The following is a 14503-nucleotide window of genomic DNA, read 5'->3' as shown; positions in this document are numbered from 1 at the left end:
CAAATTTGTTGTTATTTACGGCATCAATGCTTGATCTTTTAGGGTAAACCTGTATACCTTAAAGCTTTCAACTTCTATTTAGTTTTGGATTTCACCTGTGACCCAAAGACACGACCAATTAAGTTCAACTGCTGTTTCAACTGTAACCACAACAAATCATTCAAAACAAATCGAATCCACTTTAGCTTCAGTATTTGATCAGACGGAAATTCAAAATACCTTGACAAAAACAGCCTTAAAACCAGAACAACTTACACATGTTCCCAACAGTTCAAATATTCCATTTTCAACCAAACGTATTAAACCGCTGAATAATTTTTTAGGACAAGACCGTGCCCGTGCTTCAGTTGAAGCAGGGATTTCATTGCCTTATTCTGGCTACAATATTTTTGCAGTCGGTACAGCAGGTTTAGGCAAGCGCACCATGATTAAGCGCTTACTACAACAACACGCCAAAACCATGCCGACACCTGATGATTGGGTGTATGTCAATAATTTTAAAAATGCACGCCAACCTTTAGCTTTGCGCTTCCCTGCGGGACAAGGTAGTAAATTTCAGACGTTACTCCATCAAGCGTGGCAAACCATTTTAAAACAGCTTGAGCGCCGTTTTAGCGCAGAAACCTATCACAACCGTATTGAACAAATTCGCCAGATTACAGGTAATGAACAACAACAAGCCTTGGTCGAACTCACCAAAGAAGGTGAAGTTTTAGATTTAAAACTTATTAATCGCCATGATGAACATGTTTTTGTTCCTGTACATTATGTTGATGACAAAGCACAAGAAATGTCACAAGAAGACATTAATGCTTTAACCAACAAAGAACGTGCGGAAATTAATGCCAATATCCGTTATATGGATAAAAAGTTAGAGCGTTTAGGTTTGCAGTTGGGTGATCTCGAAGATGATGCCCGTGATCAAGTTTCTGAGTTAAACCGAGAAATTGCCAAGCAAGTCGTTATTCCCCGTATGGAACAAATTTTTAATAAATTTGATACGGTTCAAGGCTTAGAACAATATTTAAAACTGTATGCACAAGATATTATTGAAAATGTTGAAACGGTCATTGACCAAGAAGGCGTTGAGTTTTCCCCTTCTTTGTTCAACCGTGTGCCTGCGCGCTACCAAGCCAATGTGGTAATTAGCAATAAAGCTAACGCTGGCGCACCTGTCATTTTTGAGGATTTTCCAACCCATTACAACTTACTTGGACATGTAGAACAACTCACACAAAATGGCACCATTACCACCGATTTTACATTAATTCGTCCTGGAACTTTACACCAAGCCAATGGTGGTTTTTTAATGCTCGAAGCAGAACACCTGCTAGAACAACCCTACGCATGGCAAGGTTTAAAACGTGCTTTAAAATCAGGACAACTCAAACTGTCATCGCTTGAACACATGCTGACTTTAACAGGCAGTATTTCAATTGAGCCTGAATCTATTCCTTTAAATTTGAAAGTTGTTTTATTAGCAGAACCTGAAATTTATTATGAAATTTTAGAGGTTGAACCAGAGCTTGGCAGTGTCTTTAAAATTCGTGCTGACTTTACGGATACATTACAACGTAATGACGAAAATGAACAAGCTTATATGCAATTGATTGCTGACTATGTACAGCAAGATAAATTATTACCTTTTGATCGCTCCGCATTGTCAGCGTTACTCACCGATTCAAGCCGTCAAGCAGAAGATCAAAGCTCCCTGTCATTGCATGCCTCAACTTTAGGTGATTTGATCCGAGAATCACACCATCATGCAGCACAACAACAAGAAAAAATGGTCACCGCAGAACATATCAATACTGCACTCAAACATCGTCAATATCGCTTAGGCTACTTAAGAGAGCTGTATTGGCAAGACCTGTCACGTGGTACGCAACTGATCGAAACGCGTGGACATCGCTTAGGTCAGATTAACGCCCTTTCTGTAATTCAGTATGCCGATGTAGAGTTTGGATTACCTTCTCGTTTAACGGCTTCAGTCTATCAAGGTGGTGGCGATATTCTCGATATTGAACGTAGTGTGGAACTGGGTGGCTCGCTACATGCCAAAGGCGTGTTACTCATGTCCAGTTTTTTAAAAGCACACTTTGGACGTGAACAAATTTTGCACTTCTCTGCTGCCCTAGCTTTTGAACAAAGTTATGGTCAAGTGGATGGAGACAGCGCAACCGTTGCCGAATTATCCGCATTAATTTCTGCAATTAGCCAACTGCCGATTGATCAATCTTGGGCAATCACAGGGTCAATGAACCAACTCGGTCAAGTACAACCGATTGGTGGTGTCAATGCTAAAATCGAAGGCTTTTTTGATGCTTGTAAATTACAAGGCTTTACAGGCAAACAAGGTGTAATTATTCCTCGTCAAAATATGCAGCATTTGATGCTTCGCCAAGATGTGATTGATGCTGTAAATGATGGTCAGTTCCATATTCATGCCATTGATACCATTGACCAAGCCCTAGAGATTTTAATGGCTCGTCCTGTGGGAACATTAAATAAAAAGGGCCGTTATAGCAAAGACTCGATTTACGCTGCTGTGATGGAACAGCTAGAATATTGGCAAGCCATCGAAGATGGTGCAGAGCTTGAGGAAGAACCAAAGAAAAAGAAAAAAAAGAAGAAAAAAGACAAAGAAAAATCTGCAAAGAAAAAAGTAGTTGAAGAATCAGCAGAAACTCGTAGTGAGATTACTGCTGAAGCAAGTGGAGTTACACAGCCTCAATCTGAATAAAATTTTTATTATAAAGCTTAACCCATAAACAAAGCCCCTGATTGATTCAGGGGTTTTGTGAGATAAATATAGTTTGATATTTGATAATTCGCTGATGAGCTTTCATCCTCATAGAGCGTTATGTTCATTTTGTTAATATGTAATCCATTTATCAACAGGATTTATTTTTCTTTTTACAATACTGTATCAGATTAAATCGTAACGGCTTTGTTGCATAAAGATTTTAAATATATAACTTTCCTCAGTTGCTCAAATTTAAGTGACAACTTGGGTATGAGGTCGGCCTAACTCTGTAAATTTATTTAACACAGCTATACGTGCATGGATTTCATTGACCTGACCGTCAAAACGCTTTGCACTGAGTTTATCCCCCAATAATTTGATGCAGTGCATCTTGGTTTCGACCAAACTACGTCGATGATAACCAGACCACTTTTTCCAAAGTGCTCTTCCTAGTCGTTTGACTGTTTTCAATAATTCATTTCTCTCTAAAGATCCAGATTTCTTATCTTTCCATGGCCTGGCATTTTTTCTTGGAGGAATTATCGCATGTGCATGACGATCTGAAATCACTTGTCTGCATAATTTCGTGTCATATGCTCCATCCGTATAGACAGAATCAATCGGTTCATCAGATGGGATTTGATTCAGCAGATCACTCAAGACTTGTGAATCACTGACATTATTTGTTGTGAGCTGTACAGCTCGTATTTGCAAGGTTTTAGCATCGATACCAATATGCAGTTTACGCCATTGCCGACGATATTCAGGTTGATGTTTTTTGCGTTTCCATTCACCTTCGCCTAAAAACTTAAGGCCTGTTGAATCTACGAGTAGATGTAATCCTTCATGACTTTTTTGATAGCTGATCGCAATATCAATCTGCTGTTGTCGTCTGCAAAGTGTGGAATAATCTGGTGCTGTCCAACTTAACCCACTGAGTTGAATAAGGCTTTGCACAAAGCCTGTGACCATACGCAAAGAAAGTCGAAAGATAGATTTGATCATCAAACAGCACTGAATTGCGGTATCAGAATAAGTTTGATTTCTTCCATGCTTAGCTTGTGGCTGAGCATACCATTGTGTTTTTGGATCAAACCAAATTGAAATATTTCCTCGCTTGATTAAAGCTTGGTTATAGGAGGACCAATTCGTTGTTCGATAGATTTTAGATGCAGGCTTCTTCATTTGGTAATTATATTGCTAAAGAAGTCTACACCTAAAACTTTAAAATCTTTATGCAACAAAGCCAATCGTAACTCAGACAACTTAAAATAAATTGCGGACAGTATATTTAAAGGCACCCTTCCTCCAAAGATACTATCCGCAGAATCAAAGCCAGTCTCCCAAATGTCTTTGATTGAATACATTTATTTTAGGCAAATCCACATTAAAATGTTTTTCCTATTTCAGCTTAATTTCAGCTACTTTTGAAATATTTTTTCTGTACATAAGAAATTTAAGAAAATATTTATCAGCACTTTACTTTAAAGCACTGGCTAACCTCTATTTTTCAGCAAAATAATGAAAATTTTAAGCATACATATTTAAAATCTAATCATTTTTTACTTACGCTACTGAAAAGACACTTAACCACACTTTTATTTTTCAATTTTAACTGATTTCCTTTCCCGCTTGTCTTCATACATGTTTAGATCTGCACATTCGATCAGTTGATCAATACCTTCTGCATCTTTCGGAAAAATTGCCAAGCCCAAACTTGCACCTATTTTTAAATCAATGTTTTCAAATACAAAAGGCAAGCCACATGTTTCAGAAATACGATTCATTGCTGTTTTTGCCAACGCTTGATTTTCAACCGAAGATAAAATCACAGCAAACTCATCACCGCCTAAACGTGCGACTAAATCATCATGTCGTGTAGATTTTTTGATACGCTCAGCAATTTCTTTGAGTGCTGCATCGCCCAATCGATGCCCATATTCATCATTGATCTGTTTTAAACCATCCATATCAATCATTAAAACACCCAGTTTTTTATTATTTTGTTTTGCAGTAATTAATCCTTGACGTAGACAATCTAAAAACAATGCCCGATTTGCCAGACCTGTCAGTTGGTCTTGGGTTGCCAACTTATACAACTCTTGTGCGCCAAATCGCGTAGCATGATACATTGCTGCCGCAATCAGTTCGGACATTAGGGTTAAAAGTTGTAAATCACCTTCTTTAAATGCTGCCACTTGTTCCGCATAAATTTTAAGTACACCGATTGCATCACCACAATGAATCAGTGGCACCACCGCCATCGAGCGTAGTCCAACTTTTCGACAAGCGATCTTATCTACCCGTTGATCAAGTTCGCTGTCTTCGCAATACAAGATTTTATTTTCTGCAACACATAAGCCTGACAAACTATTTTCTTGGTTCAAACGTAAGCCCAATAAATGCGCTGCACCGCCTGATACAGCCCGATAAACCATTTCTCCATCTTCGGCTAACTCCACTACTGCCCCTTTTGCTTTTGTTATTAATTGGGCTTGTTCCGCTACCAAGGTCATGACGGCATTTAGATCTAAACCAAGTTTCGCAATCGCAGTTTGAGTTTGAATAACTGCCATCAGTTGTTTTTGGGTTGGTTGTTTGGTTTTCGGCATATTCTAAAAGGTAGAATTTGGAGATAATTTTATTCTAAAAATAATTTTATTTTTTGTATAGTTAGTTTCAGTATAGTTGTTTGACAGGTTTCAAACTTTCAAATGCTTAATGATGCTTTTTACAGCAAACTGACAAAGATTTGTTGTTTTGCATTTCATCATTGAGCATAGTGTTATAAGCTTTTTTAATTGAAATATCATTTAATTTGCCATGACTGATTCTGTTTACCCGCTTGATCGTATTGATCGAAAAATTTTATCTGAACTTCGCAAAGATGGTCGGTTGAGTGTGACCGAACTGGCTGAAAAGGTAAACCTTTCGACTTCTCCGTGTTGGACACGTTTAAAGCGTTTGGAAAATGCCAATATTATAGATGGCTATACAGCAAATATTAATCCCAAAGCCCTAGGCATTAATGAGTTATTTTTTATTGAAATTACACTTGAACGGCATGATGATGAAATTTTAGATGAGTTTAGCCATACCCTTGCCAATATGCCTGAAGTGGTTGAAGCTCATTTGGTCACTGGTGATTATGATTATTTGGTGAAAGTTGCAGTAAAAAATGCAGAGCACTATGAACGTTTTTTACGGAAAAACTTGTACTCGATGAAAGGCATTCGTCATACACGTTCTATTTTTGCGTTAAGACCGTTGAAGTTAGCAAATAGTGCAGACTTGTTAATGATTGAATAATTTAAAATTTATCATCATTATAGAGTTCTATTATAGGTTTTAAATTTTTCTCATTTTAAAATGAATGAAGAATTAGCACAGATACATAGATCTAGCTGTGCTAATCACGACTATGGTTTATCTACTCTATTGAGCAGTATAACCACCATCTACCAAGATCGCTGCGCCATTCACAAAAGAAGCTTCATCACTTGCAAGAAATACCACAACATTTGCGACTTCTTCAGGCTGACCTAAGCGTCCAATTGGATGTAGTTTAGCCAGTGTTTCTTTTTGACGTTCATCAGCCGCACTGAGTAATGGGGTATCAATATAACCTGGGCAGACAGCATTAACTCGTATTCCTTTCGCTGCATAATCGGTAGCCAGTGTTTGGGTGAGTAGTTTTACACCAGCTTTTGCTGCTGCATATGCAGTTACACCTTTTTTACCGACCCAGCTATGGATTGAACCACAATTTACGATAACGCCCCGTTTACTTTCTGCTAGCCAATATTCAATGGCATATTTATCCAGTAAATACACGGCTGTTAAGTTAATATCTATGGTTTTTTGCCAGCGATCCAAGGGTAATTGATCAATTGGTGCATCCATTGCCACTCCTGCATTGGCAAAGATAATATCTAAACCAGAAAATGTATCTACAGCGTGTTGGATCAGGGCTTTATTTTCTAGTTCGTTGCGCACATCTATTTGAAAATAACTGGTGCTAAAACCTTGTTCATTAAGCTCCTCACTCACTATTTGCCCCTGCTGACTTAGATCGGCAATAACTACTTTAGCGCCATTTTTGCAGAATGCTTTAACTGTTGCTAAGCCAATCCCACTTGCGCCGCCTGTTACGATCACTACTTTATTATGAAAACTCATCTGTTTGATCCTTCAGCCATTCTCTATTTTATAAATAACATATCTCAGGCTAAAAACCCATCAAGTAAAATAAGTATGCTGACTTCTACTTTCATTTTTTCAAATTTTTAGAATCTTATTTTGGCTAAATTTCTTGTTTTATGTTTTAATGGCGACAGTATGAGATGAGCCTTATATGAGTATCACGGTAAGTGATACGACTAGCCCCCTGAAAATGGGGGCTTTTTAATGCTTTTTTTTAACCTAATAAATATTGATTGCCATTAATTGGTTTTCTTCAATTTCTTAAATTTACATAAGTTCACTATTTATACAATTTTTGTTCATTATTATTTATAGATCGCATTCAATAAAAAGTAGGAATAAAGAAATGAAGAAGTTTTTAAAATACCTGCTCATCCTTATCATTATTGTTCTCATCCTTGGTCTACTCTTTTTATTTCGCCCTATAGCCTCCAAAAAAATTGAAACGAAGAGCAATGAACCTATCGTCGATGTTGTTTTAATCGGTGGCGGGATCATGAGTGCAACCTTAGGGACTTACCTCAATGAGTTAGAACCTGACTGGAAGATCCAAATGTATGAACGCCTTGATCAAGTCGCCCAAGAGAGTTCTGCGGGCTTAAATAATGCGGGTACGGGTCATTCTGGCTTTATGGAAATGAATTACACCCCCGAAGTAAATGGTAAAGTAGACATTAAAAAAGCCATTGATACTGCTTCACAGTTTGAAGTCAGCAAACAGTTCTGGTCTTATCAAGTGAAAAATGGCGTTTTAGGTGAGCCTAAAAGTTTTATCAATCCTGTTCCTCATATTGCATTTGTTTGGGGTGACAGTGTTGCTTATATGAAAAAACGTCATGATGCGATGATTCAAAGTCCGATGTTTGAGGGCTTAAAATATACTGAAAATCCTGCCGAAATTAAGAAGTGGGCACCTTTGGTGATGCAAGGTCGTGATCCAAATCAAAAAGTTGCTGCAACACGTATGGAAGTTGGTTCAGATGTAAACTATGGTGCGATTACCTCCCAGTTAATTAATCATCTGAAAAAACAAGCTAACTTTAAAGTTAAAACTTCAACTGAAGTAACGGGTATCAGTCCAAATGCAGATAAAACTTGGACAGTTTCATTTAAGAACCTGAAAGATAAGACTGAAAGCCATATCAAAACACGTCATGTCTTTATTGGTGCAGGGGGTGCTGCTATTAGGCTTTTACAGATGACAGGACTTGAAGAAACTAAACAATATGCGGGCTTCCCGATTGGTGGTATTTTCCTGATGACGGATAATCCTGCGGTGACTTCACAACACACAGCAAAAGTGTATGGTAAGCCTGAGTTAGGTGCGCCTCCAATGTCAGTTCCACATATTGACACACGTTATATTGATGGCAAAAAATATGTTTTATTTGGTCCATTTGCGACGTATTCAAACAAATTCCTTAAAAATGGTTCTCAGTTTGATTTGATCGATGCGACCAATAAAAACAACGTGATTCCTATGGCAACGATTGGGCTTGAAAATCTGGATTTGGTGAAATATTTAATCAGTCAAGTTGCGATGTCACAACAAGATCAGTTTAATGAATTGAAGAAATATTATCCTGATGCAAAGTTTGAAGACTGGAAACTAAATCAGGGTGGTCAACGTGTTCAGATCATTAAGAAAGTTCCAGGCAAGGATGCAACTTTACAGTTTGGTACTGAGATTTTTGCCTCTAAAGATGGTTCGATCACAGCGTTATTAGGTGCTTCTCCTGGTGCTTCAACCTCTCCCTATATTATGTTGAATCTGATGGAAAAAGCATTCCCTGAACAGGTGAAAGGTAAGTGGAATCCGAAGTTACATGAGATTGTAAAATCGTATCAACAGGATTTGAATACTAACCCTGCTCTGCTTGATCAAGTGCGTACTTATACCAGTTCTACACTAGGTTTAAACTATACGCCTACACGTAAAGCTGCCAATGATGCAACGGTGAGTACACCTGCCGTGGCGAATGCCAACTAAAAGTATAATTAAAAATAAAAAACGAGCTTCGGCTCGTTTTTTATGGCTTGGTATTCTGTGATTATTCGATATCAAAGACCCATTTGTTAGCATCAAGATCACTTTATGTAAAACATACAATTGACCATTTGAATCTATGACTCTTTTAAAACATTGTGCTAACTTTTCAAATTTCTCAATAAGTTTATCTCGCGGATATATAACTTTTTTCTGTTTTAAACTATCTCGAACTATACAGTACACATCGCTATCACTAAACGGATTTTCGTCATCTGCCAATTGATAAGAAAAACTACCATTCAATTTTAAGATATCTGGTGAAATTTTTAAGATGTTGATTAAATTTGAAAATAAAGCATATGCTTGTATTGCCCCTTCTGTTTCAAAAACAGTTATCGCATAGTAGTCCAAACCAGTTCTTTTTGTATTAATAATAGGACTATAAGTGGGAATCCATTTTAAATAATCCATAAAATACAAAATGAAATCATCATGTATAGATACATCATAAGGTATATCTTTCATAACTATATCGCATTTTGAATACGGATAATTTACTTTATCTAAGACAACAAAATCATGTACTAAAGCCATTTATTCACCATTATTTTTTAAGTAATTTTCACGCTCTATTAAATCATCCCATTCTTTCCAACTATAAATTTTTAAATTTTCAATATTTGTTCCCACTAATAAAAACCGATCATCCCACGTTAAAACTTCATTTAAATCACTGGGTATTTTCTCAGAAAATTTCGGAAAAGCTTCAGGTTTAAAATCCATCAAACCATTTTCAAGCAAGGCTTTTACTTCTTTAGGATTTTCAGGAATTAAATGAAATGCAGGAATATTCTTAAAAATTTGTTCTACAATTTCGTTAATGTCATCATATAAATCATCTAAATACCATTTTTGGTCTGAACATCGCCATAAATATAGATCACATTTTTTCTGATGAATATTCAAAGTTTCTGTAATTGCATCAGGATCCTGATACCAAACTGAAAATTGCAAACTGCCCGTCGAAATAATTTGAAATTTAGGTAGTACCATGCAGTCATAAGGCTGCAAAATTTTCAAAAATAAGTTTTTTAAATTTTCTAACAAAATTTCAACATCATCCGTACTTTGAAAAATGTGTACAAACTCCGTCCTATAATCTTCTAAATTTGAAATGCTTTTCATTTTTATAATTAAAAATAAGGGCTGATAAATCAGCCCTTATTTTAACTACTTAATCAATTAAGACAATTGAGCAGCAGCAATTTTCTTCGTATCTACATCAGCAGCAGCATCTGTATATGTTTCCATCTTATCAAAGTTCAAGTATTGATAGATGTCAGCAGACATGCTGTCAATTTGAGCTGCATATTGTTGATATTCTTCTGGCGTTGGTAATTTACCAAGTACAGCAGCAACAGATGCAAGTTCAGCAGACGCTAAGTAAACGTTAGCACCTTGACCTAAACGGTTCGGGAAGTTACGAGTAGAAGTCGATACACAAGTTGTGTTCGGTGCTACACGTGCTTGGTTACCCATACACAATGAACAACCTGGCATCTCAGTACGCGCGCCAGCTTTACCATAAGTGTTATAGAAACCTTCTTCCATCAATTGACGCTCATCCATACGTGTTGGTGGAGCCAACCATAAACGCGTAGATAAAGAACCACTAGGAACTTTCTCTAACAATTTACCCGCTGCACGGAAGTGACCGATGTTCGTCATACAAGAACCAACGAATACTTCGTCAATTTTCACGCCTTGAACGTCAGATAATAATTTCGCATCATCTGGATCGTTTGGACAGCAAAGTACTGGTTCAGTGATCGTTGCAAGGTCGATCTCATATACTTTCGTATATTCAGCATCAGCATCAGCTTTAAGAAGTGATGGATTCGCTAACCATTTTTCCATGTTCTCAACACGACGTGCCATCGTACGAGCATCGCCATAACCTTCAGAAATCATCCACTTAAGCATAGTGATGTTTGAACGAAGGTATTCAGCAACTTTTTCTTCAGAAAGCGTGATCGAACAACCCGCAGCAGAACGTTCAGCAGAAGCATCAGAAAGTTCAAACGCTTGCTCAACAGTTAAGTCAGTTTCCATTTCTGTTAAGTCGATCTCAAGGATACGACCAGAGAAGATGTTTTTCTTACCTTTCTTCTCTACAGTTAAGTCACCTTCTTGGATCGCAACATAAGGAATCGCATGTACAAGGTCACGTAGTGTGATACCAGGTTGCATTTTACCTTTGAACTTAACAAGAACAGACTCAGGCATGTCAAGTGGCATAACACCAGTCGCAGCAGCGAACGCTACAAGGCCTGAACCTGCTGGGAAAGAAATACCGATTGGGAAACGTGTATGTGAGTCACCACCAGTACCTACTGTATCTGGAAGAAGCATACGGTTTAACCAAGAGTGGATGATACCGTCACCTGGACGAAGTGAAACACCGCCACGGTTCATGATGAAATCAGGAAGCGTGTGTTGCATTTGCACGTCAACTGGTTTTGGATATGCAGCCGTGTGACAGAAAGATTGCATAACTAAGTCAGCAGAGAAACCTAAGCATGCTAAGTCTTTTAATTCATCACGCGTCATAGGACCTGTCGTATCTTGCGAACCAACAGTCGTCATCTTCGGTTCACAGTAAGTTCCTGGACGAACACCTTGACCTTCAGGAAGACCACATGCGCGACCTACCATTTTTTGAGCTTGTGTAAAGCCTTTGCCTGTATTTTCAGGTTGAACTGGTGTACGGAAGAGTGTAGAAGGTGCAAGACCTAATTCTTCACGTGCTTTTGCAGTTAAACCACGACCAACGATCAAGTTAATACGACCACCCGCACGTACTTCGTCTAAAAGTACAGGAGTTTTCAGTTCAGCTTCAGCGATTTGAGCACCATCTTTGAATGCAGTTACTTTCGCAGCAGCATGGTCGATTTTTAATGTAATTTCATCACCCATGTTCATATTTTGAACATCGATTTCTACTGGTAATGCACCCGCATCTTCCATGGTGTTGAAGAAAATCGGCGCAATCTTAGAACCTAGGCAGTAACCACCATCTTTTTTGTTCGGGATGTGAGCGATTTCGTCACCAAAAAACCAAAGAACAGAGTTCGTTGCAGATTTACGAGATGAACCTGTACCAACAACGTCACCGACATAAGCAACTTGATTGCCTTTCGCAATGAGTTCTTTGATTTGGTTGAGTGGACCAACTTCACCAGGAACTTCTGGGTTGATGCCATCACGCACGTTTTTCAACATTGCATTTGCATGTAATGGAATATCTGGACGGCTCCAAGCGTCTTGTGCTGGTGACAAGTCATCAGTATTGGTTTCGCCAGTGACTTTGAACACTGTCAGTTTGATTTCTTCAGGAACATCTTTACGACTTGTGAACCATTCAGCATCAGCCCAAGATTGCATAACCGCTTTTGCATTTGCATTGCCTGCTTTTGCTTTGTCAGCAACATCATGGAACGCATCAAATACAAGAAGTGTTTTCTTCAATGCTTCAGCAGCTAACTCACCTAACGCTGCATCATCAAGCAATGCAACCAATGGGGCAACGTTATAACCACCAAGCATAGTACCTAGTAAGTAAACCGCACGTTCTTTAGAAACTAATGGAGAAGTTGCTTCACCTTTTGCCACAGCAGCTAAGAAAGCAGCTTTTACATAAGCAGCTTGGTCAACACCTGCAGGAACACGATTTTCAAGCAAATCAACTAAGAATGCTTCTTCGCCTGCTGGTGGATTTTTTAATAATTCAACTAATGCAGCAGTTTGAGCATCGTCAAGTGGCTTCGGTGGGACTCCGAGTGCGGCACGTTCTTCAACGTGTTGGCGGTAAGCTTCTAGCACGGTGTTATTCCTCTTTTTTAAAAAATTACTTGTAAATTCCAGCTTAGTAAAAGCTTTACAAGTAATATGGACTGTCAAATTTTACTAAAAATCAAGTCAAAAGTTAATGCAAGCAGCGTGTTAATTCGTGATGACCGTTATTTTATAAATAAATAGTGGCTGTATTTCACTAGATTTTATCCAACACATCTCACTTTGCCTAATTTCTTGCTCATTTATAAAATGAAAATGCTTACATTACGTTTAACAGATTATCATTCGTAAAAAAGGCAACTTATGTTGCCTTGATTGAATAGATTTTTAAATACCACCTTAGTGGACTGTGGTACTGCGTAAATAGTCTTGAAACGCGTCTTTACACCCTTCAAATTTGATGCAAATCTCATCTTCATGCAGCATTGCATGTGCTGCACTGGCAAATGAAATATGAACTTGATAGATCTTAGCACGTTCATCAATGATCTGACGAATATGCACTTGATCACCTAAACTTAACACATAATGACTTCCGCTAATCACAGCGACAGCTTGGTCATCTTCAACGAGCAAGTCAGCATTATGTAAATATGCTACAACTTCCATTTTGATGCTCCTTTGTTATTGTGCTTTCTATTTCTATATTTTATATATGCTTTTCAGTTTTTATGCTAATCATTTTTTATTGCAAAATGGTTCAAAAACACACTTAAAATGCAAAAAGCCATGCTGTACAATGGCATGGCTTAAGTTATTTCATTTAAATCTCTGCCAACTTAAGTTATTGGACATTCAATCGCTGTATAGACTTTTCCATCGACCATACTTTTCACTTCACGACAACCTTGTGCATCGGTTTGTGAACGCTGTAACATTGCAATGGCTTCAGGCACACCTGCGACAGCCGCTTCTTGTATCAATTGATAAGCTTTGTCCTGATCCTTTTTAATACCTAGCCCTTGATAATAGGCAAGCGCAAGATTTACTTTTGCTTTTTCCTCACCTAGTTCAATCGCTTTTTCTAATAATTGCACTGCTTTTTTGTGGTTTTGTTTTACACCATCACCACGACTATAAAGTGTCGCTAAATTGGTATAGGCTAACGTATTATTCTGCTTCACACCCTTTTCTAAATACTCAACTGCTTTTTTATAATCTTGTTTTACGCCTGTACCTTTATAATACATCCAACCCAAGTTGTTCAGCGCCAAGCCATGATCTTGTTGAGCAGCCGCTTCTGTCCACTTGATTCCCAAAGCCATATTTTTAGGTAAAAGCTCACCAGTTAAATAGTAACTCCCTAAAGTCGCTTGGGTGTGTGCATGTCCAGACTCAGCAACATCAGTTAAATATTGAGTGGCTTCTGCAATGTCTTGTTGCGATGGATTTGTACGATGCAGTAAAATCATCCCTGCCATATATTTTGACTGTGCATCGCCCAATGTTGCACCTTGTCTTGAGTACTGTAATGCTTTCTGGTCATCCTTACTAACTGTTTCTCCTTTGCCATACATTGCAATGAGTTTGTGAATAGCATCAATATCACCTTGCTTAGCTTTTTGAATCAGTTGTTTGACATCGGTTGAAGATGATTTTGAGTCTGCATAGGTCGGAATAGCGAATCCGATTAAGCATGAAAAACCGATTGCGTAAAAATAACGTTTCATTTGAGTAAATTGCATAACAACCTATAAATGCTCATTTTA

11 protein-coding genes are annotated in these 14503 nt (G+C 38.0%); 3 read left to right on the top strand and 8 right to left on the bottom strand.

The features are described from left to right. Positions 1-97 precede the first annotated feature (97 nt). The gene (locus tag DJ533_RS08085) at positions 98-2743 is read left to right on the top strand and encodes a Lon protease family protein (protein WP_065991916.1); all 2646 of its coding nucleotides are present in this window, start codon (positions 98-100) and stop codon (positions 2741-2743) included. Between the two features lie 255 nt (positions 2744-2998). On the opposite strand, the gene DJ533_RS08080 is transcribed toward DJ533_RS08085, so the two are convergent. Together DJ533_RS08080 and DJ533_RS08075 are read right to left on the bottom strand one after the other, a co-directional pair. Continuing rightward, on the bottom strand, positions 2999-3931 hold the full coding sequence (locus DJ533_RS08080) for an IS5 family transposase (protein ID WP_065991915.1): 933 nt from the start codon (positions 3929-3931) through the stop codon (positions 2999-3001). Positions 3932-4344: 413 nt separating this feature from the next. After that, positions 4345-5358 (bottom strand): sensor domain-containing diguanylate cyclase, encoded by a 1014-nt coding sequence (locus DJ533_RS08075; protein ID WP_065991912.1) that lies wholly within the window; start codon positions 5356-5358, stop codon positions 4345-4347. Positions 5359-5569: 211 nt separating this feature from the next. On the opposite strand from DJ533_RS08075, the gene DJ533_RS08070 reads away from it, so the two are divergent. Next, on the top strand, positions 5570-6055 hold the full coding sequence (locus DJ533_RS08070; RefSeq protein ID WP_065991911.1) for an Lrp/AsnC family transcriptional regulator: 486 nt from the start codon (positions 5570-5572) through the stop codon (positions 6053-6055). Between the two features lie 126 nt (positions 6056-6181). Here the strand turns inward: DJ533_RS08070 and DJ533_RS08065 are convergent, their stop codons facing one another. After that, positions 6182-6925, bottom strand: coding sequence for an SDR family NAD(P)-dependent oxidoreductase (locus tag DJ533_RS08065; RefSeq protein WP_065991905.1), 744 nt, complete (start codon positions 6923-6925; stop codon positions 6182-6184). A 370-nt stretch (positions 6926-7295) separates the two neighbouring features. Between DJ533_RS08065 and mqo the strand changes: the two genes are divergently transcribed. Next, positions 7296-8939: a malate dehydrogenase (quinone) gene (gene mqo, locus DJ533_RS08060; RefSeq protein WP_065991903.1), complete on the top strand. Its 1644-nt coding sequence runs from the start codon at positions 7296-7298 to the stop codon at positions 8937-8939. Here the strand turns inward: mqo and DJ533_RS08055 are convergent. The 5 genes from DJ533_RS08055 to DJ533_RS08035 form a co-directional block, all read right to left on the bottom strand. Then, positions 8865-9533 (bottom strand): hypothetical protein, encoded by a 669-nt coding sequence (locus DJ533_RS08055; RefSeq protein WP_065991902.1) that lies wholly within the window; start codon positions 9531-9533, stop codon positions 8865-8867. The two genes, mqo and DJ533_RS08055, sit on opposite strands and share 75 nt — an antisense overlap. Continuing rightward, on the bottom strand, positions 9534-10124 hold the full coding sequence (locus tag DJ533_RS08050; RefSeq protein WP_065991900.1) for a hypothetical protein: 591 nt from the start codon (positions 10122-10124) through the stop codon (positions 9534-9536). A gap of 57 nt (positions 10125-10181) precedes the next feature. Continuing rightward, positions 10182-12821 (bottom strand): bifunctional aconitate hydratase 2/2-methylisocitrate dehydratase, encoded by a 2640-nt coding sequence (locus DJ533_RS08045; RefSeq protein WP_065991898.1) that lies wholly within the window; start codon positions 12819-12821, stop codon positions 10182-10184. A gap of 312 nt (positions 12822-13133) precedes the next feature. Further along, the gene (locus tag DJ533_RS08040; protein WP_065991896.1) at positions 13134-13403 is read right to left on the bottom strand and encodes a hypothetical protein; all 270 of its coding nucleotides are present in this window, start codon (positions 13401-13403) and stop codon (positions 13134-13136) included. Between the two features lie 170 nt (positions 13404-13573). Beyond that, positions 13574-14464: a tetratricopeptide repeat protein gene (locus DJ533_RS08035; RefSeq protein ID WP_171488546.1), complete on the bottom strand. Its 891-nt coding sequence runs from the start codon at positions 14462-14464 to the stop codon at positions 13574-13576. Positions 14465-14503: the final 39 nt, after the last annotated feature.

This window comes from Acinetobacter defluvii (assembly GCF_001704615.3).
GTDB lineage: Bacteria > Pseudomonadota > Gammaproteobacteria > Pseudomonadales > Moraxellaceae > Acinetobacter > Acinetobacter defluvii.
The sequence above is the reverse complement of the archived record's forward strand: the minus strand, read 5'-3'. Positions and strand labels throughout refer to the sequence as shown.